The sequence below is a fragment of the Actinacidiphila oryziradicis genome (assembly GCF_005047355.1).
GTDB classification, from domain to species: Bacteria; Actinomycetota; Actinomycetes; order Streptomycetales; family Streptomycetaceae; genus Actinacidiphila; species Actinacidiphila oryziradicis.
Genome location: NZ_SUMC01000028.1, coordinates 88,458 through 113,604, shown reverse-complemented (window position 1 = coordinate 113,604; position 25,147 = coordinate 88,458). Strand labels below are relative to the sequence as shown.

The following is a 25,147-nucleotide window of genomic DNA, read 5'->3' as shown; positions in this document are numbered from 1 at the left end:
CCCCACATGTCATCCACCTCTGTCGAGGCGCGCGCCACAGCCCCCGGGCGGGCGCACGCAAAGCCCCCCAAGGAGGCGGAGCATCACGTTCCGCACCGCTGGTGGGTACTGGCCGTCATCGGCCTTGCCCAGCTCATGGTGGTGCTGGACGCGACCATCGTGAACATCGCCCTGCCGTCCGCGCAGCAGGACCTGGGCTTCTCCAACAACGGCCGGCAGTGGATCGTCACCGCGTACGCGCTCGCCTTCGGCAGCCTGCTGCTGCTCGGCGGCCGCCTGGCCGACCTGATCGGCCGCCGGACGACCTTCCTGATCGGCCTGATCGGCTTCGGCACGGCCTCGGCACTGGGTGGCGCGTCCAACGGCTTCGTCATGCTGGTGATCGCCCGTGCGTTGCAGGGCGTGTTCGGCGCGATGCTGGCGCCGTCCGCGATGTCCCTGCTGACCACCACATTCACCGACGTCAAGGAGCGCGCCAAGGCGTTCGGCATCTTCGGTGCGATCGCCGGTTCCGGCGGCGCCATAGGGCTGCTGCTCGGCGGTCTGCTCACCGAACACCTCAACTGGCGCTGGACGCTGTACGTCAACGTCGGGATCGCCGTCTTCGCGGTGGCCGGCGCTATCGTCTTCGTCCGCCGTCAGGTGCCCGCCGAGCGGCCCAAGCTCGACCTCCTGGGCGTCGTGCTGGTGGCGGCCGGGCTCTTCGGCCTGGTCTACGGCTTCTCCAACGCCGAGACGCACAGCTGGGGCAACTGGATGTGCTGGGCGTTCCTGGCCGCTGGCGGGGTCCTGCTGGCGTCCTTCGTGTTCTGGGAGACCCGGGCCCAGCACCCACTGCTGCCACTGCGCGTGCTGCGCGACCGGAACCGGGCAGCGGCCTACGTCAGCATCTTCGTCTCCGGCGCGGGCATGTTCGGCGTGTTCCTCTTCCTCACCTACTACCTGGAGGTGACCCTCGCCTACTCGCCGGTGCAGACAGGTCTGGCCTTTCTGCCGATGGTCGGCGCGCTGATGGTCACCGCGCAGCTCGCCATCAACGTGCTGATCCCACGGATCGGCCCCAAGACGGTCGTGCCGGTCGGTATGGGACTCGCGGCGGGCGGCATGGCCTGGCTCACCGCGCTCGGCCTGAACAGCGGGTACGTCGCGCATATCCTGCCGCCGCTGCTGATGATCGGCCTCGGCATCGGCCTGGTGATGCCTCCGGCCATGAGCCTGGCCACGCTCGGCGTCGCACCCGCCGACCAAGGCGTGGCGTCGGCCATGGTCAACACCATGCAGCAAGTGGGCGGTTCGATCGGCACCGCGCTGTTCAACACCATCGCGGCCACCGCGGCGACCAGCTACGCCACGAGCCACCTCGGCACCCCGAACCTTGCCGCGCATGCCAGCTTGCACAGCTACGCGGTCGCCTACTGGGTGGCGGCCGGGTTCTTCGCGGCCGGTCTGGTCATCTCGCTGCTGCTGTACCGGCGGGGCCGTCCGATGGCCCAGGATGCCGCCCCCCGGGTTGAAGCGCCGGCAGCAGAGGCCGCCGGGCCGGGAACCAACCCCGTTGCCCCGCTCGTGGCCACTGCGGCCGTGCCCGGCGACCTGCCGGCCAGGCCCTTCACGGGCATCCGGGGCCGCGTGCTGGCCGCCGGCGGTGTCCCGGTGCCGCGCACTGCGGTGACCCTGATCGACGCGAGCGGTCGTCAGCTCGCCCGCACCATCGCCGCAGAGGACGGGCGCTACTCCGTGGACGCCCCGCGGCGCGGAAGCTATGTCCTGGTCGCCTCGGCCTCCGGCCACCAGCCACAGGTCGCCACGCTGGCCGTGGGATCCGCCCCGGTCGACTTCGACCTGGTACTGGCCGGGGTCGGGGGTCTGGCCGGGACGGTCCGCGCGGCGGGCACCCCGCTCCCCGGCGCGCTGGTGGTGGTCACCGACGAGCGTGGCGAGGTGGTCGGCTCGACCACCAGCGATGCCGACGGAGGATACCTACTGGCCGAACTGGTGCCGGGCGGCTACACCCTGACGGTCAACGCGACTGGCCACCGGCCCTTCTCCGGCCCGGTGCTCGTCGCGGGCGCCGCGCCCACACGGTACGACGCCGAGCTGCGCTCCGCCGCCGCGATCCACGGCACGGTGCGCAACCGCGCCGGGCAGCCGGTCGAGGACGCCCTGGTGTCCCTGCTGGACTCGGCGGGAAGCGTGGTCGGGACGCGCACCACCGGTACCGACGGCGCCTACGCCTTCACCGATCTGGCAGGCGAGGAGTACACGATGATCGCCACCGGCTACCCGCCGGTGTCGGCCCGGGTGACGGTCGCCGGGAGCAATCTGGAGGGCTTCGACCTCTCCCTGGGGCACAGCCACTGACAGTGAGCGCCATCCGGTCGGCGTGTCGCGGACATGCCCTGGTCGGTTGCGCGCTCCGGAGCGGTCACAGCGTTCGTGCTCGGTACACCTCAATCAGCTTGTCGCTGAGCGCATTGACGCGCGGGTCAACCTGCCGTCGGCCGGAGTCCTCATCGTGCCAGGCGATGATCTCCCTGGCGCCCTCGGAGAACGGAACCTGTGCCACGAAGTCGGGCACGATGCTCCGGATCTTCGAGTTGTCGAAGACCATCGAGTGCGCCTTGTCACCGAGCAGCGCCGCCCCCCAGGCTTCGTCCATGGCCGCGACCGCATCAGAGGGGACGTGGACCAGCCGCGCCGGAACACCGGCGGCTTCGGCCATCGTGTTGTAGATCTCGTTCCAGGCCGGGGCTTCGTGGGAGGTGATGTGGAAGGCATCACCGATGGCGGCCTGCTTGCCGAGGAGCCCTACGAAGCCCCGGGCGAAGTCGTGGTGATGAGTGATCGTCCACAGAGACGTGCCGTCACCGTGGACCAGCACCTCCTTGCCCCGGCGCATACGGTCGATGATCGTCCATCCCCCGTCGAACGGAACGAGCGTCGAGTCGTACGTATGGGAGGGGCGAACGATGGTGACGGGGAAGCCCTGATCCCGGTAGGCCTTGACCAGAAGGTCCTCACAGGCGATCTTGTCCCGTGAGTACGCCCAGAAGGGGTTGCGCAGGGGAGTCGACTCGATGACGGGGAGGCGGCTCGGGGGCGTCTGGTATGCCGACGCCGAGCTGATGAAGACGTACTGGCTCGTGCGCCCGGTAAAGAGGTCGATGTCAGCCTGGACCTGCTCCGGGGTGAAGTTGACGAAGTTGACGACAACGTCAAACTCGTGGGCGCCGAGGGCGGCGCGCACCGATTCGGCGTCACGGATGTCCGCACGGAGGACCGGTACCCCTGGCGGGACGGGCCGCAGCGACGAGTTGCCCCGGTTGAGCAGGTACAGATCGATGCCGGTGTCGACGGCCCGTTGCGAGCAGGCGGCGCTGATGACGCCCGTTCCGCCGATAAAGAGGACCTTGAGAGAGGTCATGAGAGTCCATCCGGTGTCTCATCGTTGCAGGATGCTTAAGGAGATCTCTTGGTGTTTTGGCAGTGCTCCAGGTACCCGAGGTGGGCAGCCGGTTGATGCTTCAACCGTGCCAATAGACAACGTTGGTCCCTGTCTGTCAATGTTCGATGGTGGTGCACCTTCCGGGCGCTCCTCATCCTCAGGCGGAACACCCGGGCCGTTCGCGTCGCCCGGCACGGTCGTCGCCTCCGAGACCTCAGCGTCGCCCTCGGCGACGGCGAACGACCAGGCGTTCGGGCCGCTGACGTGCAGGGCGGCATGCGGATGCGGCGCAGCCGGCGCGCTTTGAGGCGGTCGCTGGGCTTCCCCTACTGCTCGCGCTGACGCGCCCGCCGGGTCGGCCGGGGGCTCTCGGCGGGGGTGGCCAGATGTCCGTCGACCAGGTGGTTCAGTGCGCGAAGCAGGGCCTCCCGGTCGCCGTCGGGGAGTGTGGTCAGTGCCCTCCGGTGTATGCCGTCGACGATCTCCTGGCTCCGACTGGCGATGCGGGCCCCCTCCTCGGTGACCGCGATGATCCGGGCTCTCCGGTCCTGGCTGGAGGGCTGCCGCTCGGCGAGACCGGCCTTCTCCAGGGCGTCGACCGTCACCACCATCGTGGTCTTGTCCATGTCCCCGAGTTCGGCGAGCTGGGCCTGGGTGCGCTCTTCCTCCAGGGCGTGGACCAGTACGCAGTGCATGCGCGCGGTCAGCCCGATCTCGGCGAGCTCCGCCGACATCCGGGTTCGCAGGACATGGCTGGTGTGATCCAGTAGGTACGACAGGTCCGGTGCGGTGCGCGCCGGTGTCATGGCAGTCATGTCCACCAGCGTAGCAATTCGATCTGTGGCGGATTATCCGGAAGAGGACTGTCCTGTCTCGGGCGTGTGCGGGTGGGACGAAGCTGTGACCGGCTCAGTCTTGTCCCTGCCCGGTGGCCGGCTGGTGGCGGTAGGCCGGGAGGGTCACAGCCAGCCGCGGCGGGCCGCTGTGAGACTGGCCTGGAAGCGTGTTGTGGCGCCGAGTTGACTCATCAGCCGGTGGATCCGCCGCTGGGTGGTCCGCTCGCTCCAGCCCTGTGAGCGGGCGATGGCCGCGTCGGTGAGGCCGGAGGCGAGCAGAGCCAGCAGGGAGCGGGTATCCGGATCCGGCTGGACGGGAACGGCCCCGGGCCATTGCGTCCCGTTGCCGGCAGGAGGCGGTCCGGCGTCGGACAGCGCGACGGCGCGCTCCCATTCGGCTTCGAACAGGGACTCCAGGGCGACGAGCATGGGTGACGGGTGGATGAGATAGGCCGCCGACTGACCGCCGGCCGCGAGGCTGAAGGGGATGATGGCCGCCCGGCTGTCGCTGATCACCAGCTTCAGCGGCAACTCCGGGCGTACCCGGGCCTTTTCCCCCGCCCTGATGCTGGGTGCGATGTCGTTGTGCATCCTGCCCGGCCAGGCCACCGCTTCCCGGTCGTAGATCACCCGGTGGACCACGCCGTGCCGTTGCCGCTGGATCTGCAGGTCGAGGTTGCTTCCCGGGCGGTCGATATACGGCGGCCGGTCGAACGCGCGCACTTCGCGTCGGGCCTCGGCTGTCAACCGGCCCACCGCCGAGCTGATGTCGTCCCGGTCGGTGAGCAGTTCCACGGCCATCTCCGGATGCGCGATCCGGGCCGCCTCCCGGTAGGTCTCCATCAACCGGTGCACCAGGGAACGCGCTTCGCCGAGGCGGTGTTGCTGCTCGTCGATCAGAGCGGTCACCGCGACGTCGGGGGCGGTGGCGGAGAAGCGGGGCGGCCGTCCGGCGGTCCGGGTCGCGAGGCCATCCCTGATCAGCACGGACAGTAGCCGCCCGACGCCGGCCGGGGACAGTCCGCAGGCCTCGGCCAACTCGGAGGCGGTGCAGCGCGGATGCCCTACCAGGGAGGTGTAGACGTGCTCTATTTCCTCCGTAAGTCCCAGCACGTTAAGTTCCATGGCCCCTCCGCCGTGCTTGTGGCGACTCTCCGCCATCCGGCGTACTTCAGTCACCATCATTGCCTTGCGTCACTTCCGTCTCGGTTGACATCTTCCACCAGTAGGAAGGCAGCGCCTTGCCTACCCCTGCAAGTGGCAGTGCCTCCCTACAGGCAGCCTGCCGTGTTCCACCGGAAAGGCTTGCCCATGCTCCATGCGCATCCCCGATACAGACGGCACGGCGCCGCAGCCCTCGCGCTGGCGGCCCTGGCCGCAGCCGTGGTCTCCGGCACCGCGTCCGCGGCTCCGTCGGCCGCCGCCGCCTCATTCGCGCCCGCCGGTTCCGGGCAACTGCCCACCGGCGAAACGCCGCTGGACGGCACCTCGAAGGGCACCGCCGAGCCGCCCGCCCAGCGCCAGGGCGTGGTGCCGGGCCAGGTGCTGGTCACCCTGGACCCGAACACCTCGGTCACCGGGCCCGCGCTGTCCGGAAAGGCCCAGCACCAACTGGCCGCCCGCGCCCCGCAGACCAGCGACACAGCGCTGGACGCCAAGCTGCGCGCGGTGGGCGCCACCTCCCTGCACCCGCTGTTCCCCTCACTGTCCACAGCCGCCACCGGCTCGCTGACCGAGGCGGCACGCGGCCAACTGGGCGCCGGCGCGCCCGACCTGTCACGTACCTACGTGGTCAAGGTGAAGCAGCAGGACTCCACGGCCGTCGCCAGTACCCTCCAGGGCACCTCCGGAGTCGCGCACGTCGAGCCGGACCGCTACGTGAACACCATGAACGCCGGAGCGCAGCCGCTGCCCGCCGCCGCCGTGCGATCCGCGGCGGCCCCCGCCGCCCGCGCCGCGAAGGCCCCCGCGACCACGCCCGCCGCCGGGACCAGCCCCGCTGACGTGCCGTCGAACTACGCCCTGTCCTCCTCCGCCCAGACGTTCCTCAACGCCGGGGGAGTCAATGCGGTGGGCGCCTTCTCCACCCTTCAGGGCGGCTACGGCCAGCAGCCCGGCACCGGCGAGACCATCACCAATGTGTCCATCGGCGACCTCACCGACCAGTCGATGGCGGACGCCGGGGACAACTACGTCAAGGGCAACGGCCCGACCACGGTGCTGAAGGACGGCAAGCGCTACCTCGACCTGCCGTCGATGCCGCTGATCCCCACCTACGTGGCCGGTACCGACGGCACCCTCGACCCGTCCGGCTCGACCGAGAACCAGGACCCCTCGCTCGGCGAAGTGCTCCTTGACTTCGGTGTGATGTCCCCGCTCCCGCACGACCAGCAGCGCCAGGGCGCCACCGGCAGTGCCTACACCGACCTGCTCGGCATAGCCCCGGGGGCCGACTACCGCCTGGTCGTCCCCCAGGAGCCGACGATCGAGCAGATAGCCGGCGCGCTGCTGGCCGCCGCCAACCAGTCGCCGCGCCCCGACGTCATCACCGCGAGCCTCGGCTTCGGCACCGACTCGGAGGGCTTCCCGGGCCGCTACCTGGAGGACGACCCGTTCGTCCGGTCCGTGGTCGCCTCGATCGTCCAGAAGGACGGCATCGTGGTGTCGATCTCCTCCAACGACGGCACCCGGCTCTACACCCCCGCCGCGGTCGGCCCCGACGGCGGCAGTACCCCCACCGACACGGCCGTGAACTCCGCCTCCGCCACCACCATCGATGACGACGCGCAGACCACCACCCCGTCCAAGGTGCCCGACAGCGGCGCCATCGCCGCGGGCGGCACCACCCTGGACGACACACTCGCCGTACCGGCGAACTCCAGCAGCGCGCAGGCCGGCACCGGCACCTTCGCGGAGACCCGGATCAGCGGCTTCGGGGTCTTCTCCTCCGGATTCGGCAGCCGGGTGGACCTGTCCGCCCCCAGCGACAACATCATCGCCTTCGAGCACAAAGGAGGCGGCAGCGCGCAGGCCGTCACCCCGGTGTTCAACGGCGGTACGTCGGCGTCCGCGCCCGAGATAGCAGCCGCCGCGGCCGTCGTGCTCCAGGCCGGCCGGCTGGCCGGGCACCAACTGAGCCCCAAGCAGGTCCGGGACCTGCTGGAGCAGACCGGCCGCGCGGTCCAGACCCCGCCGCAGATCGACCGGACGCTGCACGTCGGACCACAGATCGACGTGACCGCCGCCACCGAGAAGGCGCTGGGCGGCAAGCTGAAGAGCCACGGCCCCTCGGTCGTACGGCTCTCCGTCGCCCACCGGGTCACCCAAGGCGGGCTCGGCGGCACCTTCCTGGAGACCACCGACCAGAACCGTATCGACCTCGGTGACATGGCCTCCGGCGGCAACGGCGAGGGCCTGGTCGGCCCGGTGACCTTCGCAGCCGACGTCACCGGACTGCCGCAGGGCGCCAAGCCCCGGTACACACTCACCGTCGCCGCCGGGCATCCGGTCACCTTCTCCTCCGGCACACCGGCGATCCGGGTGACACCCAGTCAGCTGCTGTCGGCGGCAGGGCTCCCGGTCGTCTCCACCACCGACCGCAGCGTCGATCTCACCTTCCAGGTGCTCATCGGCGGCAAGGCACAGGCCACCGTGCACCGCACCCTGGCCATCGGCCCGAGCGACGGCCGCTACGTCGAGTCCACCGCGCCGCTGGCCCCCGCTACCGCCCAGGCCGGGAAGACGGTCACCGTCTCCTACGACCTCACCGGCGTCAGCACCGCGACCGCCCCCGAGCTGGTCGTGTCCACCGTCGGCCACTGGAGCCCGGTCCTCGGCCCGATCTTCTCCGCTGCCTGGCACCAGACCCTGACCGCGACCACCGGCACCGTCACCATCCCCGCGGACGCCTTCAAGGGCGGCGGCGGGATCTACGGCATCGGCATCGCTCTGTCCGGCTTCGGCGGCAACCCCAGCTACATCAAGTACGGCGAGTTCGCCCCGATCCGGATCTCCGGCAGCACCGCCGCCACCCGACCGGACGCACCGACCATCGCCGGGACCACCGGCCTTGAGAACGGACTGAAGAACGGCACTTACGCGCACACCGCCGAGGTCACCCGCACCGCCCCCGGCTTCGGCCTGCGCTATGACGTACGGGGCATCCCGGGCGCGAAGTCCGCGATCGCCGAGTTCTCCGCCCCGGCACCGACGCTCTACGGCTCGCTGAACACCTTCAGCAACGCCAACGGCTCGGCGCTGGACAACGACGCAGTGGACACCCCCTCCACCGCGAGCAAGACGCTGTCCGCCGCCTCCGGCACCGTCCGTCTCGACGCGCTGTCCCTGGGCCTGGCCACCTCCGCGACCTACAGCGTGCGGGTGCTCGCCCTCGACAGCCACCAGCACGTCATCGGCCAGGCATCACCCGTCTCCAACCTGTCCGTTGACGACGGCCTGGCCCCCGACGGCAGCACGCTGCTGAGCTTCACCGCCGCGGGCAAGGACTCGATCGCCGCACTGCGCACCACCGACGGCGGCACCGAGGTACGGCACTACTCCACCGCGACCGGTGCCTACGGCGCCGTGCTGACCTCGGACTCCGGCAGCGGTTCGGACTACCAGGTGATCGGCGTCGCCACGGACGCGCACCGGGTACTGCTCGGGCACGCGACCCAGGCCGGCGACGTCCAGCTGGAGACCTGGAACACCGCGACCGACACCCTGGTCGGCAGCTCGACACTGCGGGCCGCCGACTACTGGGTGGTCGCCGGACGGGTCGACGCCAAGCGCGACCGGGCCGCCGTACTGCTGCGCGCCAAGGTGGGCAACGCCGACTCGGTGCTCCCCGTCGACCTGGCCACCGGCACCACCGGCGACCCGATCCCCGCCGACACCGGCGCGATCCCGGTCGGGACGTACAGCCTGCTGGACATCGACCAGTCCACCGGCGATGTGTTCCTGGGCAAGATCGCCACCGCGTTCCTCTGCCTCGGTGGTGTCGCCCCGGCCCGGGTGGACCTCGACACCAGGACCGTGACCGCCTCCGGGTCGGTGTCCGCCTGCGGCCATGGCATCGCCTCGGACGGCTCGGGCACCCTCTACAACCTGTCCGCCGGCACGCTCAGCACCAAGATCGCACCGACCGCCACCCTCACGCCTTACGACGAGGGCACCCAGACCACCGGTGCCGGGTTCGCACTGCGCAAGGGCACGCCCGTATCGCTCGCCGTGGACGGCGTCCATCACCTCGCCCTGGTGTCGTTCGCGGCCCCGGAAGGCACCGTGTACTTCGGCTCCCAGCAGGGCGTCGTATCCGACAACAACGCGACCAGCCAGATAGAGGTCGTCGACCTCACCACAGGACAGCCGGTCCGCACCTTGAACGCCGTCATCGTCAAAGGCCGGAGCGGCATCATGCTGCACGGCGTACAGGACCCCTCGATCCAGCTCGACCCGGCCACCCGCACTGGCTGGACCTACGGCCCGGACGGCACGCAGATCCAGCAGTTCTCCTACTGATGACCTGTTGACCCCCACCTGACACGCGGGACGGGGAGCGGCCACGCCGCTCCCCGTCCCGTCCGCGTCATGGTCCCCCTGCTCGGCATCGCCCAGGCTGGGCGCCGGCAGCGGCGTAGAGCGCGCCGGCTCAGTGGTGCGTCCCCCGGCGCGGGGCGGTGAGGGGCAGCAGAACTTCGCGCACGACTGCCGCGATCTCGTGTTCGGGGATGGTGCCGCCTGCCATGTGCTGGGAGACCAGCAGCCGGTAGGCCCACGGCCGCGATCCGGGCGGTGACCGTCGCAGGGCCGGCCTCACCGCGTTCCGCGCCGGCCCGCAGGATCCCGCCGCGGATGCCCGGTCGGCAGCAACCTCCTCGGAGACGACCAGCCCGCCAAGGTCGACGCTTTTCACGCCGAACCCCTGGCCTGGCTCAAGAATGAGCCGACCGCGGCCCATCCGGCCGATAGCTGACCCCGGAGCCAGTGGTGCTCGTGAGGCTCAGACGTAACTGAGAGGTTCGTGTGAGACGCTGAATAGGTTCTCGCCTTCCGTAGTTCGTGCCTCCGGATGACGGATCACTTGGTGCCCCCACGGGCCCGGACGCGCACCGCCCCACGCTGCCGTCCGCGCCTCCAGGAGATCGCGTCTTTTCCGCGCGGACGCGGTGGGCCAGCCCCCCCAAACAGAGAAGCCCTTCATGAACCTCACCGTCATCAACGGACTGCCCGCGCACGTCCTGTTCGTGCACTTCGTGATTGTGCTCGTCCCCCTGACCGCTTTGGCGCTCGTGGCGTGCGCCATCTGGCCCGGGAGCGCCCGGCGGCTGGGTCTCCTGCTGCCGATCCTGGCGTTCGTGACATTGGCGAGTGTGCCGGTGGCCACGCACGCGGGTGAATGGCTGGAATCACACGTAGGGCGCGACCCGCTGGTGCGCGCGCACGCGCAACTCGGCGACGGCCTGCTGCCGTGGGCCCTCGGCCTCTTCGTGATCTCGGCCGTCGTGTGGTGGACGGCCCGCCGCTCGGCGCCCGCCCCGGGCGGCTCGTCGGGCGCCGCATGGTCGCCCTCGGTACTGGTCCGGGGTGTGATCACGGTCCTTTCGCTCGCCGTCGCGATCGGCGCGGTGGTGGACGTCTACCGGATCGGAGACTCGGGCGCCAAGGCCGCCTGGCACGACGCCTATTCCAAGACGGCCACGAGCAACCACGGCGGCTGACGGACGAGGCCGGCGGCCGGCCGGCAAATATCGTCATCTCGACGATAACCATCGGCCCCCTTATTGTCTTCCTGACGACAAGGGGGCCTCCGTGGCCGACATCAGCAAACGCTTCGGGCTGCGGCACCTGCGCGCGGCACCTACCTCGCACATCCGCCACCTGCGCCGCGGCCAGGTCGCCCGCGACGGCGCCGGGCTCGCCTTCTGGTTCCGGCCGCTCGTCGCTGCCCTCTCCGAGGTGCCCGTCGACGACCGCGAGCTGGCCATGCTCTTCCACGCCCGCACCGTCGACTTCCAGGACGTCACCGTGCAGGCCACGGTCACCTTCCGGATCACCGAGCCGGCCACCGCCGCCGCCCGGCTCGACTTCAGCGTCGACCCCGACACCGGGATCTGGCGCGCCGGTCTACGCCCGGCACACGTCCAGGGGCTTCACCGCGCCGCCCTTCAAGAACCTGATGATGGTGATGAACGGACTGTTCGCCCAATACGGGATGCGGCAGGCGCGCCGCCACGGCACGATCGAGCGGCTGGAGCAACTTGCCGCCCGGAATGCCGCCGGCGGAGGGGCTGGGGATGTGCGGGTCGCCAAGGGCGCGGGCGAGCCGGGCGACGCTGTGCCGGGCCAGGGCCTGTCCGGCGGATCAGGGTCGGATAGGCCGCGGCGTCCGGTGCGGTGCAGCGCAAGGCGCCGGAGCGTCCTGATAGCGGAGCTGTCCGGGCCCGGCCGCGCCGGGGGCCCATGGGGCGCAGCCGGCAACGCAGCGAGGTGCCGTGCCGGACGCCGCGGGCCCGGCCATGATCCGCCGGACAGGCCCTAGGCGCTCGCTTGCCGCGCGCGCCGCAATGTCACCGACCGAGGGACACCGCCGGTTCAACCTGAGTAGGGTCTGTTGCTGTGCGGTCGGCGGGCGTCATCAACAGTCTTACCGAGTCTGTCGGGAAGCCGTCGGGACGATTCGAAGTGCTGCGGCGGCACCGGCAGTGGCTGTTTGTGCTCGTCGTGGTCGCGCTCCTCGCCGAGATGGCGGTCGCCATGGTCACGACGGCCGTGGAACAGACCCCGACCATCGACGAGCCCGTGTACGTGGGCACGGCGGTGGTCTACGTGCAGCAGCACAGCCTGCGCTACAACCCTGAGCATCCGCCGCTGGGCAAACTGATCATCGCGACCGGGCTGGTGTTCGCACACCCGTATCTCGACCGCACCTTCGTCGGCGACCAGACGGCGCTCGGGCAGCATGTGCTGTACGAATCGGGCAACGATCCGTGGCTGCTGATGCTGCTGGCACGGCTGCCGGTGATCGTGCTGACGCTGCTGTTCGGGCTGGTCGTCCTGGCGTTCGCCGGTGATCTCGTCGGGCCCGGACGCGCCTTGGTGGCACTCGCCCTGTACGCGTTCTCGCCCGACCTCATCACCCACGGGTCGCTGGCCACGCTCGACGTGCCGGAGGCCGGCTTCCTGCTGACGTCGGTCTGGCTGCTGTGGCGGGCGCGGCTGCGGCCGTTCCTCTATCTCCCGCTCGCCGGGCTGGCGCTCGGCGCGGCCGTGGCCACGAAGATGAGCGCGCTGCCGGCGGTTCCGGTGCTGATGCTCCTGGCCGTCCTGTCGGTCTGGCACGCCCGCCGGACGGACGAGACCGGCACGCGCGGGAAGGCGCGGCTGCTCGCGCTCGGCGTGGTGGGCGCCGCCGTCATGGCGCTGGTCGTGGTCGTCGTCGTGTGGGCCGCCTACTTCGCCGTCGACCCGCGGCTGCGCTGGGCGCCGCCCGCGGACCTGCCGGCCGCTCACGGGCTGCGCGGGCTTGCCGTCGGCTGGCTGCCGTTCCCGCAGCCCTACCTGGACGGGATGCGCATCCAGTTCGGCTTCGAGGGCGGGAGGTGGGAAAGCTTCCTGTTCGGCCGCCACTACGTCGGTTCGCTGTGGTATTACCTGCCGGCCGCGCTGCTGGTGAAGACGCCGCTCGGCATGCTCGCGCTGTGGCTGGCCGGTGCCGTCACGATGGTGAAGGTTCCCCGGCTGCGGCCCGCGGCACCGTATGTACTCGTCCCCACGGCAGTGCTGCTGGCCTCGGCGATGACCGGGTCCCGCAACCTCGGTGTGCGGTACGCCCTCTTCGTGCCGATGTTCCTGGCGGTCGTGGCGGCCGGTGTGGTCGCGGTCCGACGGCGGTGGGTACACGTCGTGACGGCGGTGCTGGTTCTGTTCGTCGCGGTCAGCTCGCTGAGTACGTACCCGTACTACCTGCCGTACTCCAACGAGGCCTTCGGCGGGCCGTCGAAGACCCATCTGCGCCTGCACGACTCGAACGTCGACTGGGGCCAGGACCTGGGGCGGCTGGCCGACCGCCTCCGGGAGCGGTACCAGGGCCAGAAGGTGTGGCTGGTCTACAGGGGCAGCGGGGTGCCGTCCTACTACGGCATCGACGCGGCCGACCCGCTCACGGTGCCTGCGAGCGAGGTCCACGGGCTGCTCGTCGTGTCGGACTCCTCGATCGCCAAGTCCGAGGGCCGTTCAGTCACCGTTGCCGAGGGCCGGTTGGCGGCGCTGCTCGACGGCAGCCGGCCGGTCGACGAGGTCGGCCGCTCGATCACGATCTTCCGCCGGGCGTAGCACGGACCGCGGCTGACGGACCGTGCTATGCCCGGCGAGCGGTTACTTGGACTTGACCGACGAGGACGTTGACGGTGACACGGACGCGGACGTTGACGGGGACGCGGACGGCGTGGAGGCCGCCTGCGGACCGTACGCGGTCAGGAAGCGGTTGCGGAAGGTGTCCATCCGCCAGACCGGGGCGTTATGGGCGGGCTGGAGGCTGTCCGTCCAGCCCCAGCTGGAGATCTTGTCGAGCACGGACTTGTCGTGGGCGACGATCGCGACCGGCACGTCACGACTGGCGGTGATGCTGCCGGTTACGGTCGTGACGGGCTGGTGGTCGCCGAGGAAGACGAGCACGGTGTTCTTGTTGGCGTATTTCATCATGAAGTCGGTCAGGTTGGTCACCGAGTACTGGATGGCCTTCCCGTACTCGTGGCGCACGCTGGCCGCGCTCTTCCAGACCTGCTCGGGGTCTGTGCCCTGCTTCTTCTGCGCGGTGTAGACCGAACCGTTACCGACCTGGTTCCAGCCGATTGTGTAGGGCAGCGGCGACCAGGGGTTGTGGCTGGTGGCGAGGACGATCTCGGCCATCAGCGGCCCTCGGTTCTTCTTGCCGTACGACAGCTGCTCGAAGGCCTTCAGGGTGTACTGGTCCGGCACCGGCGACCAGCTGAACTTCGGGCCCGTGTAGCCCATGTTCCTTGAGTCGTAGACCTTGTTGAGGCCGAAGAACTTCCCCTCCGGCCAGGCCCGCGTGACGCCCGGCATCATGCCGACCGTCTGCCAGGCGCCGGTCTGCTTGAAGGCACTGGTGAGGGTCAGGCGGTTGCTGGAGGTGACGTTGCGGTAGCGCTGCTGGTTCTGCACCCACAGCCCGGACAGGAAGGTGGTGTGCGCCAGCCAGCTGCCCGCGCCCGTCACCGGCGAGGTGAGCCAGCCGCTGCGGGTGGCGAACCCGGCCTTCTTCAGTGCTGTGGTCTGCTTCGTGAGCACCGCGTCGACCCCCGGCGCCATCGCCGGGTCCTCGACCGCGCTGCGGCCGTAGCTCTCGATGAAGGTGAAGATGACGTCCTTGCCACGCAGCCCGGTCAGCAGCTGGCTGGCCGGGGTCTTGGCGAAGGCGTCGTGGGCGGCCTGCTTGGCGAACACTTTCTCGTCCTTCAGGGTCGTGCTCACCCGGTCCGCACGGTCCTGGACGCGCTGGGTGGCGCTTCTGGAAGCGATCGGCATGCCGGCGAAGAACTGCACACCGAGCGTCGCGCAGGTCATCCAGACGGTGCCGAACATCACGGTGGTACGGGTCGCCGTGGCCCGGTGCCGGACCATGAGGTTGCTCAGCCGGACGACCGTCAGCACCATGAGGACGAGCACGGCGATGACGAGGACCGCGAGCCCGATCACGGCACCGATCGTGCCCGCCTGTCCGATCGAGTCCTTCAGGAACGACTCGCCGTCGCCGAACAGAGTCCAGTCGAGCACCGGGTCGAACGGACGGCTGAGGACCGAGTAGAAGCCCATGTCCACGCAGTTGAGGATGGTCAGCAGACCAAGGATCAGGCCGGAGACCACCGCCACCACCCGCCGCGGCCTCGGCGGCAGGATCAGCAGCAGGGCGGCGACGAGGATCCCCTCCACCGGGATGCGGATGAACCTGCTGAGTGTGAGGAGCTCGAGCCGGTTCGGCATGAGGAGGGCGAAGAGCACCAGCACAGTGGCCAGCGTGGTGGTCCCCGATGACACGGCCCGCGCGGCACCCGGGTGTTTGTCCCGCCAGCCACCGCCGGTGGCTGGCTGGCCCGGTGGTTCGTCACTGGTGGCGTCACTGGTGGCGTCACCTGCGGCGGTGTCCGCACGGGCGGCCTTGCCATCACTTGCCGTGGCGCCGCCTTCGACGTCCGCCTCCAGGTGGTTGCCGGGCAGGTGATTGCCTGGTTCCTCGCCGGCGTCGTCGTCGCGCACGCCGTCGGTGTCGTCCGGGTGGTCGCCGGTGGTGGCACCCGCGGTGGCGTCCTGGGGAACTCCGCTGCCATCACTTGTGACGGTGTTCTGGCCCTCGGCGGTGTCGTCCGGCGTGTACTGCGGGAGAGCGTCCGCCGTCGGGCCCTCCTGTGTGTTTGTCTCGTCCGTTTTCGGCAGCTGATCGGAACTCCTGGAGAGCGACAACCCGACGGTCCTTCCGTGCGAAGCATGGTGGTGGGATGGTGGATCAGACTCGGGAGGTCGGGCCACCGTTATCTGTACGGCTCTGCGACGGCGTCAGTTCAATCCCCAGGTTCACCGGCACGGGAAAAGTACCCCGGTGGGATGAACCGGATGGCGGATTCTGCGCGACATGCGCCCTGACGCGCCAGAGCCACCTGATGTCGCGCCCGAAGGACCAGACGAGCAGGGCCAGCGCCAGGAGGACCGCCGCGAACGCCGCCGGGCGCGGGATGATCCCGGCGCCGGCCACGAGCAGCACGATCCCCTGCAGCGCGGCCACCGCCTTGCGAGCCGTGCTCGGAGGCAGCGGGCCGCGCAGCCACGGCAGTACCCGGGCCGCCGCCACGAAGACGTACCGCATGACGCCGATCAACAGCACCCACGCGCCCAGCGGTACGGCGACGTAGACGCTGAGCACCAGGATGAGGACGGCATCGACCTCCATGTCGAAGCGCGCCCCCAGGAGGGTCGCTGTCCCGGTACGCCGGGCGACCTGGCCGTCGACCGCGTCGAGGATCAGCGCGACCGTGGCGAGGGCCACCAGGACCGCGACCGATGGCGGGCTCTCGAAGGAGTCCGCGACCAGGGTGGTAACGCCCCCGACGAGGATGGCCCGGGCCAGCGTGACCCGGTTGGCCGGTCCGAAGGACGGAGGCCGGGGCCACGACCGGGACAGGGCGTGGGTGAGGATGGCCCAGGTGGCGAGCGCGAACGCCAGGCCGGTCAGCCACCCGGCCGGCCCAAGACCGATCGCCGTGCCGAGCAGGACCACCAGGAGGATCTGGGCGCCTGCTCCCGCGGCTGTCTCCTGCCGCAGTCTCAGCAGCCTCGTGTCGTACGTGTTGCTCAGGGCCACAGTGCACCCTTTCGGCTGGGTGGCAGAGTCGATGTTGAGCCGCGTACGGTGTGCACGGCTTCGTGATGAAGAGAACGTGAAGCGCCGCCCGACCGTTCAGCCCGACTTTTCAGGAGGACGCCGATGAAGCGCGCCGCCCGCGCCTTCTGGCTCCGCTCTCCCGGCCACGGCGAGATACGGGACCTTCTCCTGCCGGAGCCCGCCGACGGCGAGGTCATGGTGCGCACACTCTGCTCCGGGGTGAGCCGTGGCACGGAGACCCTCGTCTTCCGTGGCGGCGTACCGGAGAGCCAGCACAGCTCGATGCGGGCGCCGTTCCAGGATGGCGACTTCCCCGGGCCCGTCAAGTACGGCTATCTCAACGTCGGACTCGTCGAGGAAGGACCACCGCACCTCCTCGGCCGTACGGTCTTCTGCCTCTACCCGCACCAGACCCGGTACATCGTCCCGGCGAGCGCCGTGACACCGGTGCCGGACACCGTCCCCGCCGAGCGGGCCGTGCTCGCCGGGACGGTGGAGACCGCGGTGAACGCCCTGTGGGACGCCGCACCGATGATCGGCGACCGGATCGCCGTGGTCGGCGGCGGTATGGTCGGCGCCTGCGTCGCTGCCCTGCTGGCCCGGTATCCCGCTGTCCGGGTCCAGCTGGTCGACGCGGATCCCGCGCGCGCCGGCATCGCCAGGGCGCTCGGCGTCGACTTCACCCTCCCGGGGGACGCGGCCGACGACTGCGACCTTGTCGTCCACGCCAGCGCCACCGAGGACGGACTCGCGCGCTCACTGGAACTCCTCGCCCCGGAGGGGACGGTGCTGGAAATGAGCTGGTACGGCGACCGGCGGATCAGTCTGCCGCTGGGGGAGGCGTTCCACTCCCGCCGGCTGATCCTGCGCAGCAGCCAGGTGGGGGCGGTGTCCCCGGCCCGGCGCTCCCGCCGGACCTTCGCCGACCGGCTCGCGCTGGCGCTCGGTCTGCTCGCCGATCCCGCCTTCGACGCGCTGGTCACCGGCACCTGCGCCTTCGAGGAGCTGCCGGAGGTGCTGCCCAGGATCGCCGCCGGCGACCTCCCGGGCCTGTGCCACCGTGTCCTGTACGGGGCTTGAACAAAAAATGAACAAGGGCGACGGCCCGGCCGTACTACCCGATGTCGCTCCGTCCCAGGACAGACGTGCCACGCCAGGAGGGTCATCCGTTGTTCAGCATCACCGTCCGCGATCACCTGATGGTCGCTCACAGCTTCCGCGGCGAGGTCTTCGGCCCCGCGCAGCGGTTGCATGGAGCGACATTCATCGTGGACGCCACCTTCCGCCGGGCCGAACTGGACGCTGACAACATCGTTGTCGACATCGGACTGGCCACCCAGGAACTCGGCGCTCTCGTCAGCGAGCTCAACTACCGTAATCTCGACGACGAACCCGACTTCGCCGGCATCAACACCTCGACGGAGTTCCTCGCCAAGGTCATCGCGGACCGGCTCGCCGACCGGGTCCGGGCCGGGACACTGGGCGAAGGCGCACGCGGCCTGGCCGGCATCACGGTCACCCTGCACGAGTCGCACGTCGCCTGGGCGAGTTACGAGCGTAGCCTGTGACGGCCGGGCACCCGGTGCACTTCATCATGCCCGGTGACGTCCATGACCCCGCCGCCCCCAGCGGCGGCAACACCTACGACCGCCGGGTCTGCCGCGAACTGCCCGACGTCGGCTGGCAGGTCCACGAACACGCCGTCGCGGGCACCTGGCCGCAGCCCGGGGCCGCCGCTCGCGCTGAACTGAGCCGGATACTGGCCGGCTTGGCGGACGGCAGCGTCGTCCTTCTCGACGGACTCGTCGCCTGCGCCGTCCCCTACATCGTCGTCCCCGAAGCCGAACGGCTGCGCCTGGCGGTGCTGGTGCATCTGCCGCTGGGCGAGGAGATGGGGCTCGCCCCCGGCCGGGCGGCGGATCTGGACGTCCTGGAACGCAAGACCCTGCGCGCCGTGCCGGCGGTCGTGGCGACCAGCCGCTGGGCTGCCCTCAGGCTCGCGGCGCACCACGGGCTCGCTCCAGGCAGGATCCACGTCGCCGCCCCGGGCGCCGACATCGTGCCCGAGACGCCCGGCACCGACGGCGCCTCACGACTGCTGTGCGTCGCCGCCGTCACCCCGCGCAAAGGCCAGCACCGGCTGGTGGAGGCGCTGGCAGCCGTCACCGACCTGAATTGGAGCTGCACTTTCGCCGGCGGGCTGCGCCAGGCCCCCGACTACGTCGGCCGGGTCCGGGAGCTGATCGAGGAGTACGGGCTCGGCGACCGGGTACGCCTGCTCGGCCCGCAGGCCGGTGCGGAGCTGGACGCGAGCTATGCCGGCGCCGATCTCATGGTGCTCCCTTCGTACGCCGAGACATATGGCATGGCCGTGACCGAGGCGCTCGCGCGGGGCATACCGGTGCTGGTGACGGCGGTGGGCGGACTCCCGGAGGCGGCCGGGCGGGCGCCCGACGGCACCGTGCCGGGCCTCCTCGTACCGCCGGACGACCCGGCGGCCCTCACGGCGGCGCTCCGCCGCTGGCTCGACGAGCCGGACCTGCGCCGTCGGTTGAAGGCAGCCGCAAGCCGACGACGCGCCGTGCTGGACGGCTGGGAGACGACATCGCTGAACCTGGCCGGCGCGCTGGAGCAACTCCGGCGGGAACAACTCCGGAGGGCCGCGTGAGCACCGCAGATGCGACAGAAATGCCCCGGTACGCCCCGGAGTGGCTGGAACTGAGAGAGGGCGCCGACGCCGCCGCCCGGGCGCCCGAGGTCCTGGAGCCGCTCAGCGGTTTCCTGACCGCGAACCCGCTGGTGATCCGCGATCTCGGCTGCGGCACCGGCTCCATGGCGCGCTGGCTCGCACCCCGGCTGAACGGCCCGCAGCGCTGGATCCTCCACGACCGCGATCCCGGTCTGCTCGACCTGGCCGCCGCGCGGGCGCCCAGGTCGGCCGCCGACGGCAGCCCCGTCACAGTCGCGACGGAACACGGTGACATCACCCGGCTGACCGAGGGCAGCCTTGCCGGCACTTCTCTGGTGACCGCCTCCGCCCTGCTGGACCTGCTCACCCGCGACGAGCTGGAGCGGCTCGCCATGGCCTGCGCCGGAGCCGGATGCCCGGCGCTGCTGGCACTCTCCGTGGTGGGACGGGTCGAACTGACCCCGGCCGACCCGCTGGACACCGAGATCGCCGACGCCTTCAACGCCCACCAGGGCCGCAGCGATCACGGCCGTCGCCTGCTGGGCCCCGACGCGGCGCGGATGGCCTCCGAAGCCTTCAGGTGGCATGGCATGACGGTACGGACGTACGCCAGCCCGTGGCGGCTCGGCGCCGCGGAGTCCGCGTTGACGGCGGAGTGGCTAGGCGGCTGGGTCGGCGCGGCCTGCGAGCAGCGGCCGGACCTCGCACCGCGCGCCGAGGCGTATCTGCGGCGCCGCCTGGCGGCTTGCGCGGGGAACGAGTTGCGGGCGGTGGTGCACCACAGCGATCTGCTGGCGCTGCCGCTGCCGACGGGCGGGACCCCGTGACCGGCCGGGCGATCCGGTCCCGCCTCGGCACGCTCGCCGGAGCGGGCATCCTCGTGCTGCTGCTGTGGCGGATGGGCTCCGGCGCCTTCCTGGACGGGCTGCGCAGGATCGACGGCACCTCCCTCCTGGCCGCTGTCGGTCTCGGCCTGCTGACGACCGTGTTCAGCGCCTGGCGCTGGTGCCTGGTGGCCCGGGCCCTGAACATCCGGCTGCCACTGCGCCGGGCCGTCGCCGACTACTACCGCGCACTGTTCCTGAACGCCGTGCTGCCCGGCGGCGTCCTCGGCGACGTGCACCGCGCGGTACGGCACGGGCAGCACGCCGGTGACATCGGCCGGGGCGTGCGCGCGGTGTTCCTGGAACGGACAGCGGGTCAGGTGGTCCTCATCGCGGTCGGCGCGGTCGTCCTGCTCGCCGAGCCGTCCCCGGCCCTGGCGGAGGCCGGGCACCTGGCCCATCGCCTCCCCGCGACACCAGGCGCCGCACTGGCCTCCGCCGCGGTCTGCGCTCTCGTGGCCGCGGCCGCCGTCCGGCTCCGCGGCCGGCCCGGCGCATCGCGGTGGCGCCGAGCGGCCCGCGCCGCGCTGGCCGAGGCGCGGGCCGGGCTGCTCACCCGCCGGAGTCTGCCGGGGGTGCTGATCTCGTCCGTAGCGGTGCTGGCGGGGCATCTCGCCACGTTCCTGCTCGCCGCCCGGGTGGCCGGATCCTCCGCACCGATGGCCCAGTTGATGCCCCTGGCGGTGCTGGCGCTGCTCGCGATGGGGCTGCCGCTGAACGTCGGCGGCTGGGGGCCCAGGGAAGGCGTCACCGCGTGGGCCTTCGGCGCGGCGGGGCTAGGGGCGGCCCAGGGACTGACCGTCGCCGTGGTGTACGGGGTGCTCGCCTTCGCCGCCGGCCTGCCCGGTATCGGGCCGCTCGCCGGCCAGTGGTTCGCCGGGCTGCGGCGTTCCCAGATCGATGTCGAAGAGCGTGTCCTCTCCGAGGGCGGCGCGTCGCATCGGCGGACGCAGAGCGTCCCGCATCACCTGCGGACCGGTGAAGCGCAGCCCGGGGACACCGTCGCCGAGCAGGACCGGTGCCACGGTGACGTAGAGCCGGTGCAGCGCCCGCTCATGGAGAAAACGCGACACGGTTATGCCGCCGCCCTCGATCAGCACCCGGCCCAGGCCACGGCGCGCGAGCGCCCGCAGCAGCGGCCGGGGGGCGAACGCCCCGTCGTCCGGCAGGACCAGTACGTCCACGCCGCCGCTGCCGCCGACGCCGTGCCCGAGGCCGTCGGGAACGACCGGCAGCCCACGCTCACCGGCAGCGCCCACCACCCACAGAGTGGGTGCTGACCCATCCGTGAACACCCGGTGCCGAAGCGGTACCCGGCCGCGCGGATCGAGGACGACGCGCACCGGGTTGGTCCCCGCGCAGGCGCGCACCGTCAGCTGGGGGTCGTCCGCGACGGCGGTGCCGGCCCCGACAACCACCGCGTCGGCGAGCGCGCGCAGGCGATGCAGATGGCGGCGGTCCTCCTCGCCGGTGACGTAGTCGGCGTCGCCGGTACGGGTCGCGATGAAACCGTCCAGGCTCTGCCCGAGCTGGGCGAACGCCAGGCGCGGGCCGGCCAGGCACAGCGGCAGATAGCGGTCCGCGAGCAGCACCGCCTCGGGCGAGGCGTCCTGCCCCCATCGCCGTCCGCCGTCCGCGCCCCGGACCAGCCCGGCGGCTTCCGCGTCCGTGGCGGACCGGATGCCGCGCAGCCGCTCCCATGCCTCCGCCGCATCCAGTACGCCGGAGCCGGTCCATTGGGTCATGGGTACCTTTCGTCATGGTCGTTGCCGACGGCCGGGAGCCGTCGGATTACTCGCCTCTGTCTACCGCACGGATTCTGTCACCGGGTGGCCGCACAAGGCTCACTCGAAACTGACAGGCAGGGAGAGTTCACGTTTCCGGAGCGAGGAGTGAGAGGTACTCACCGAAGGAATCCACCAGGCCGGCCAGCAGTTCCTTTCCCTTTACCGCGGATGCCATTGACGGGCGGCCGATGACGCCGGACTCCGTGTAGGCATGCATACCGAGGGTGAGCAGATGCTTCCGGTCGTCGGCGGTGCAATCGGAGGTTTCATAACCGGGGCGGACCAGTTCCGGATGCGCATGCAGCAGGATGGATGTCTCCACTTCTCCCGCGTGCATGTCGCTGTGCGACCGGGTCTGCACACCGGCCCTGTTCCGCGCCGCGTCCCAGTCCGCCGAGCCCGGGAATAGTGCCATGCGGGTACCGCTGCCGGCGGACTCCTGAACCACGTTGCGCAGCACGTAATTGCCGCCGTGCCCGTTGACCAGAACCAGGGCACCTATACCGGACCGGCGCAGCGAGTCGGCGATGTCCCGCACGACCGCATTGAGGGTTGCGGCGGAAATGCTGACGGTTCCCGGCCAAGCCGCGTGCTCGTGCGAGCAAGAGATCGTTATCGGAGGGAGGTGGTGGACCGGATACGCGGCGGCGACCTCCCGGGCGATGGCGCAGGCGATGACCGTGTCGGTCACCAGCGGAAGAAACGCGCCGTGTTGCTCGAAGCTGCCGATGGGAAGCACGGCGACACCGGCCCGACCAGCCCTCACATCCTCGGTGGTGTCCAGCGGCAGCAGGCCGGAGGCCGTCTGTCGCGTTCCCGAACCGTTCATGATTCCGGCCTTTCGTTCTTCGGGATGAGTCCGCGGCACGGACTGAATGCGGGAGCACGCAGACGGACATTACGTGGGTGGGTGCGCATAGGAGCAGGGTACGCGGCAACGGCGGGCGCACCCACCCAACCTGATCAACCGTCCGCCAGTTGACGCTCCTTCGTCATTCCGGGCACCATGCCTGAGTAGAGCGGATAGGGTCGGCTCATGAAAGAACGTGACGGCATGTTCGACGGTGATACTCGTCTGGCAGGTGTCGAGCGAGTGGTGAATGTCCGGCTACCCACCGTGTACGGCGTTTTCCTCGCCGTCGGCTACTTGGATCTCAATAGCGGGCATGAACAAATAGCGCTGGTATACGGCGATATCACAGGAGAAGGGGCGCTTGCCCGCGTGCATTCGGAGTGCCTGACGGGAGATGCCTTCGGGTCCATGCATTGCGAGTGCGGCGATCAACTGTCCGCGGCCCTGGGCGCCATCGCGGAGGAAGGGCGCGGCATTCTCGTCTACCTCCGGGGGCACGAGGGGCGGGGGATCGGTCTGCTGGCCAAGCTTCAGGCGATGAAGCTCCAGACGGAGGGACTGGATACCGTCGAGGCGAATCTCGCCCTCGGACTCCCGGCGGACGCCCGCGACTACGGGGTGGCTGCGGAGATCCTCCACGACCTCGATGTGCAATCAGTGCGACTGCTGTCGAACAACCCGCGCAAGCGTGAGGCGCTGCTGCGGCACGGCATCAAAATCACGGAACAGGTTCCGCTGCTGATACCGCCACACGAGGAGAACATTCGCTACCTGCGGACCAAGCGGGAGCGACTGGGCCACCACCTGCCGCACTTGGACGACGCGGGCGAATGAGTTTGAGACGCACATGACCGGGTCGGCGCCATCGAGGTGATCGAGCGAACGGCTCACCGCGCACTCCATCCGGCCGGGAGCGCGGTGGCGCCCGCGCGGTCCCGGGGCCGACCGGGGCCGCCTGCCTCCTCCGTCATCCGCTTCCAGGTGCCCTGACGTGCGCCCGCAGTGCGTCGCCGCGCCCCTCGCGGGTGCTTCCCCCGAAGGGCGGCGACCGACGATGATCGCCCTGGGACCGGATGAAAGGCGTGAACCTTGACGGTGCGGGTCAATTCATGGAATGGCTGGGACCCCCTTCGGCACACCATCGTCGGCCGGGCCGACGGGACGATGGTGCAGGCGCCCGAGCCGGCCGTGCGGCGCGACTTCCCCGAGGACGGTTTCCCGCTGGGCAGTTACGGGCCCCGGCGTACTGGTCACCGACTGGACGGCCGAGGAGGGCGCCGACCCCCGTTGGCACGCCGACCGGGCCGCCGCCGAGCGGTCGTACAAACTGTCCGTCCATGATCCCCGCGCCCGCACCGCCACCTATGACCGGCTGGCCGGGCTCCAACTGGCCCGTGGCTGCCGCCTGCTCGCCGCCGGCCGCGCGGTCGTCACCGACCGACTCCACGGCCACCTGCTCAGCCTCCTGCTCGGACTCCCGCACGTCGCCCTACCCGACTGGCACGGCAAGCTCACCGACCTCCGCGACACCTGGATCGCGCACTGGCCCACCGCCCGCCTCGCCCACACCCCCGCCGAAGCCCTGGCGCGTGCGCGTCAAATGGCGGGGGCACGGACCGCATGAGCCGTCCCGAGCGCAGACGGCCGAGGGCGCCGAGGCTACGCCCGACGCGGTGCCGGCACTGGCCGACAGCATCGCCGGGCTGCTCGCACTGTGCGCCACTTTCGCCCCGTACCACCGTGAGCGCACCGGCGCGGGCCGGCGGACTCGGGCGGCCGGCTACGCCGAGGCGCTCGGCGCCCGTTGCAACAGCGTCTGCCCGCCGCCTACCGGTAGTGAGTTCGCCGGCGCCGCCCCGCAGCCGCCCGGTCCTCCCGGCGTCGATCGCGACGGACCCGTCCGTCCCATTGCTCCAGGTGCCGCCGCGCGTACACTGTGTAGCCGCCGCACGTGCGTGCGATCAAGTCGAGTGGAGGCAGAACATGGCCCGTGCCTGGGAGGCCGACCCGGACATCTGGCAGCTCGACAACGGCGACATCGCGGTGATCGGCAGGGATCTCACGGCCGCCTACCGCCCTCAACTGCCGGAGGGCGTGGCTCTCGCCCCGGACGAGCGGCTGGTCGTCATCCCCGGGAACATGCTCAGCGCGGCGAAGGCAGACATCGCCGATGCTTGATCTTCGCGCCCCTACCCCTCGCCCCTGAACAGGGCGAGGGGCATGCCGGCGTGACTTCCGGCAAAGCGATCAACGCGG

Annotated in this window: 19 protein-coding genes and 2 pseudogenes; 13 read left to right on the top strand and 8 right to left on the bottom strand. The window is 70.7% G+C overall.

What is annotated here, in order from left to right:
• The first annotated feature begins 6 nt into the window (after nucleotides 1–6).
• Entirely contained in the window at nucleotides 7–2,361 is a 2,355-nt protein-coding gene (locus FCI23_RS26740) for an MFS transporter (RefSeq protein ID WP_136726478.1), read from the top strand.
• 64 nt (nucleotides 2,362–2,425) lie between these two features.
• Here FCI23_RS26740 and FCI23_RS26735 read toward each other — a convergent pair whose 3' ends face one another.
• From FCI23_RS26735 to FCI23_RS26720, 3 genes are all read right to left on the bottom strand, one after another.
• Nucleotides 2,426–3,424: an NAD-dependent epimerase/dehydratase family protein gene (locus tag FCI23_RS26735; RefSeq protein WP_136726477.1), complete on the bottom strand. Its 999-nt coding sequence runs from the start codon at nucleotides 3,422–3,424 to the stop codon at nucleotides 2,426–2,428.
• A gap of 347 nt (nucleotides 3,425–3,771) precedes the next feature.
• Nucleotides 3,772–4,260, bottom strand: coding sequence for a MarR family winged helix-turn-helix transcriptional regulator (locus FCI23_RS26725; RefSeq protein ID WP_136726476.1), 489 nt, complete (start codon nucleotides 4,258–4,260; stop codon nucleotides 3,772–3,774).
• 144 nt (nucleotides 4,261–4,404) lie between these two features.
• Nucleotides 4,405–5,406 (bottom strand): winged helix-turn-helix transcriptional regulator, encoded by a 1,002-nt coding sequence (locus FCI23_RS26720; RefSeq protein ID WP_136726475.1) that lies wholly within the window; start codon nucleotides 5,404–5,406, stop codon nucleotides 4,405–4,407.
• Between the two features lie 186 nt (nucleotides 5,407–5,592).
• On the opposite strand from FCI23_RS26720, the gene FCI23_RS62455 reads away from it, so the two are divergent.
• A complete protein-coding gene (locus FCI23_RS62455; RefSeq protein WP_136726474.1) occupies nucleotides 5,593–9,801 on the top strand; it encodes a peptidase S8 in 4,209 nt (1,402 codons plus the stop codon).
• Nucleotides 9,802–9,931: 130 nt separating this feature from the next.
• Here FCI23_RS62455 and FCI23_RS26710 read toward each other — a convergent pair whose 3' ends face one another.
• Complete coding sequence (locus FCI23_RS26710; RefSeq protein WP_136726473.1) at nucleotides 9,932–10,195, bottom strand: hypothetical protein; 264 nt, start codon at nucleotides 10,193–10,195, stop codon at nucleotides 9,932–9,934.
• A 286-nt stretch (nucleotides 10,196–10,481) separates the two neighbouring features.
• On the opposite strand from FCI23_RS26710, the gene FCI23_RS26705 reads away from it, so the two are divergent.
• The 3 genes and pseudogenes from FCI23_RS26705 (at nucleotide 10,482) to FCI23_RS26695 (ending at nucleotide 13,614) form a co-directional block, all read left to right on the top strand.
• Nucleotides 10,482–11,000 (top strand): DUF2231 domain-containing protein, encoded by a 519-nt coding sequence (locus FCI23_RS26705; protein WP_136726472.1) that lies wholly within the window; start codon nucleotides 10,482–10,484, stop codon nucleotides 10,998–11,000.
• A 91-nt stretch (nucleotides 11,001–11,091) separates the two neighbouring features.
• Nucleotides 11,092–11,400, top strand: a pseudogene (locus FCI23_RS60120) (SPFH domain-containing protein); the annotation flags it as partial.
• Nucleotides 11,401–12,024: 624 nt separating this feature from the next.
• Complete coding sequence (locus tag FCI23_RS26695; protein ID WP_136726505.1) at nucleotides 12,025–13,614, top strand: phospholipid carrier-dependent glycosyltransferase; 1,590 nt, start codon at nucleotides 12,025–12,027, stop codon at nucleotides 13,612–13,614.
• Nucleotides 13,615–13,656: 42 nt separating this feature from the next.
• Here the strand turns inward: FCI23_RS26695 and FCI23_RS26690 are convergent, their stop codons facing one another.
• Together FCI23_RS26690 and FCI23_RS26685 are read right to left on the bottom strand one after the other, a co-directional pair.
• Nucleotides 13,657–15,762, bottom strand: coding sequence for an alkaline phosphatase family protein (locus FCI23_RS26690; protein ID WP_169316950.1), 2,106 nt, complete (start codon nucleotides 15,760–15,762; stop codon nucleotides 13,657–13,659).
• Nucleotides 15,763–15,805: 43 nt separating this feature from the next.
• Nucleotides 15,806–16,657: a CDP-alcohol phosphatidyltransferase family protein gene (locus tag FCI23_RS26685; protein ID WP_136726470.1), complete on the bottom strand. Its 852-nt coding sequence runs from the start codon at nucleotides 16,655–16,657 to the stop codon at nucleotides 15,806–15,808.
• Nucleotides 16,658–16,780: 123 nt separating this feature from the next.
• Between FCI23_RS26685 and FCI23_RS26680 the strand changes: the two genes are divergently transcribed.
• From FCI23_RS26680 to FCI23_RS26660, 5 genes and pseudogenes are all read left to right on the top strand, one after another.
• On the top strand, nucleotides 16,781–17,758 hold the full coding sequence (locus tag FCI23_RS26680) for a zinc-dependent alcohol dehydrogenase (RefSeq protein WP_136726469.1): 978 nt from the start codon (nucleotides 16,781–16,783) through the stop codon (nucleotides 17,756–17,758).
• An 89-nt stretch (nucleotides 17,759–17,847) separates the two neighbouring features.
• Entirely contained in the window at nucleotides 17,848–18,246 is a 399-nt protein-coding gene (locus FCI23_RS26675) for a 6-pyruvoyl trahydropterin synthase family protein (RefSeq protein ID WP_136726468.1), read from the top strand.
• A gap of 26 nt (nucleotides 18,247–18,272) precedes the next feature.
• Nucleotides 18,273–19,346 carry a glycosyltransferase family 4 protein gene (locus FCI23_RS26670; RefSeq protein WP_136726502.1) on the top strand — a complete coding sequence of 358 codons (1,074 nt, stop codon included), beginning with the start codon at nucleotides 18,273–18,275 and terminating at the stop codon, nucleotides 19,344–19,346.
• A gap of 20 nt (nucleotides 19,347–19,366) precedes the next feature.
• Entirely contained in the window at nucleotides 19,367–20,194 is an 828-nt protein-coding gene (locus FCI23_RS26665; protein WP_136726503.1) for a class I SAM-dependent methyltransferase, read from the top strand.
• A 71-nt stretch (nucleotides 20,195–20,265) separates the two neighbouring features.
• A pseudogene (locus tag FCI23_RS26660) lies at nucleotides 20,266–21,024 on the top strand (lysylphosphatidylglycerol synthase transmembrane domain-containing protein); the annotation flags it as partial.
• A gap of 3 nt (nucleotides 21,025–21,027) precedes the next feature.
• Here FCI23_RS26660 and FCI23_RS60115 read toward each other — a convergent pair.
• Nucleotides 21,028–21,996, bottom strand: a complete 969-nt coding sequence (locus FCI23_RS60115; RefSeq protein ID WP_136726467.1) for a RibD family protein — start codon at nucleotides 21,994–21,996, stop codon at nucleotides 21,028–21,030.
• Between the two features lie 127 nt (nucleotides 21,997–22,123).
• Nucleotides 22,124–22,867 (bottom strand): creatininase family protein, encoded by a 744-nt coding sequence (locus FCI23_RS26650; RefSeq protein WP_136726466.1) that lies wholly within the window; start codon nucleotides 22,865–22,867, stop codon nucleotides 22,124–22,126.
• Nucleotides 22,868–23,074: 207 nt separating this feature from the next.
• Between FCI23_RS26650 and ribA the strand changes: the two genes are divergently transcribed.
• The 3 genes from ribA (at nucleotide 23,075) to FCI23_RS26635 (ending at nucleotide 25,069) form a co-directional block, all read left to right on the top strand.
• Nucleotides 23,075–23,725 carry a GTP cyclohydrolase II gene (gene ribA, locus FCI23_RS26645; protein ID WP_136726465.1) on the top strand — a complete coding sequence of 217 codons (651 nt, stop codon included), beginning with the start codon at nucleotides 23,075–23,077 and terminating at the stop codon, nucleotides 23,723–23,725.
• A gap of 280 nt (nucleotides 23,726–24,005) precedes the next feature.
• Nucleotides 24,006–24,515, top strand: coding sequence for a polysaccharide pyruvyl transferase family protein (locus FCI23_RS56680; RefSeq protein ID WP_169316949.1), 510 nt, complete (start codon nucleotides 24,006–24,008; stop codon nucleotides 24,513–24,515).
• Nucleotides 24,516–24,874: 359 nt separating this feature from the next.
• Nucleotides 24,875–25,069 (top strand): hypothetical protein, encoded by a 195-nt coding sequence (locus tag FCI23_RS26635; protein ID WP_136726464.1) that lies wholly within the window; start codon nucleotides 24,875–24,877, stop codon nucleotides 25,067–25,069.
• The last annotated feature ends 78 nt before the right edge of the window (nucleotides 25,070–25,147 follow it).

What these genes read in the sequence shown, in the direction of transcription:
- FCI23_RS26740 (WP_136726478.1), top strand. Translation starts at nt 7, where the DNA reads ATGTCATCCACCTCTGTCGAGGCGCGCGCCACAGCCCCCGGGCGGGCG.
- FCI23_RS26735 (WP_136726477.1), bottom strand. Translation starts at nt 3,424, where the DNA reads ATGACCTCTCTCAAGGTCCTCTTTATCGGCGGAACGGGCGTCATCAGC.
- FCI23_RS26725 (WP_136726476.1), bottom strand. Translation starts at nt 4,260, where the DNA reads ATGACTGCCATGACACCGGCGCGCACCGCACCGGACCTGTCGTACCTA.
- FCI23_RS26720 (WP_136726475.1), bottom strand. Translation starts at nt 5,406, where the DNA reads ATGGAACTTAACGTGCTGGGACTTACGGAGGAAATAGAGCACGTCTAC.
- FCI23_RS62455 (WP_136726474.1), top strand. Translation starts at nt 5,593, where the DNA reads ATGCTCCATGCGCATCCCCGATACAGACGGCACGGCGCCGCAGCCCTC.
- FCI23_RS26705 (WP_136726472.1), top strand. Translation starts at nt 10,482, where the DNA reads ATGAACCTCACCGTCATCAACGGACTGCCCGCGCACGTCCTGTTCGTG.
- FCI23_RS26695 (WP_136726505.1), top strand. Translation starts at nt 12,025, where the DNA reads ATGGCGGTCGCCATGGTCACGACGGCCGTGGAACAGACCCCGACCATC.
- FCI23_RS26680 (WP_136726469.1), top strand. Translation starts at nt 16,781, where the DNA reads ATGAAGCGCGCCGCCCGCGCCTTCTGGCTCCGCTCTCCCGGCCACGGC.
- FCI23_RS26670 (WP_136726502.1), top strand. Translation starts at nt 18,273, where the DNA reads ATGCCCGGTGACGTCCATGACCCCGCCGCCCCCAGCGGCGGCAACACC.
- FCI23_RS26665 (WP_136726503.1), top strand. Translation starts at nt 19,367, where the DNA reads ATGCCCCGGTACGCCCCGGAGTGGCTGGAACTGAGAGAGGGCGCCGAC.
- FCI23_RS60115 (WP_136726467.1), bottom strand. Translation starts at nt 21,996, where the DNA reads ATGACCCAATGGACCGGCTCCGGCGTACTGGATGCGGCGGAGGCATGG.
- FCI23_RS26650 (WP_136726466.1), bottom strand. Translation starts at nt 22,867, where the DNA reads ATGAACGGTTCGGGAACGCGACAGACGGCCTCCGGCCTGCTGCCGCTG.
- ribA (WP_136726465.1), top strand. Translation starts at nt 23,075, where the DNA reads ATGAAAGAACGTGACGGCATGTTCGACGGTGATACTCGTCTGGCAGGT.
- FCI23_RS56680 (WP_169316949.1), top strand. Translation starts at nt 24,006, where the DNA reads ATGGCTGGGACCCCCTTCGGCACACCATCGTCGGCCGGGCCGACGGGA.
- FCI23_RS26635 (WP_136726464.1), top strand. Translation starts at nt 24,875, where the DNA reads ATGGCCCGTGCCTGGGAGGCCGACCCGGACATCTGGCAGCTCGACAAC.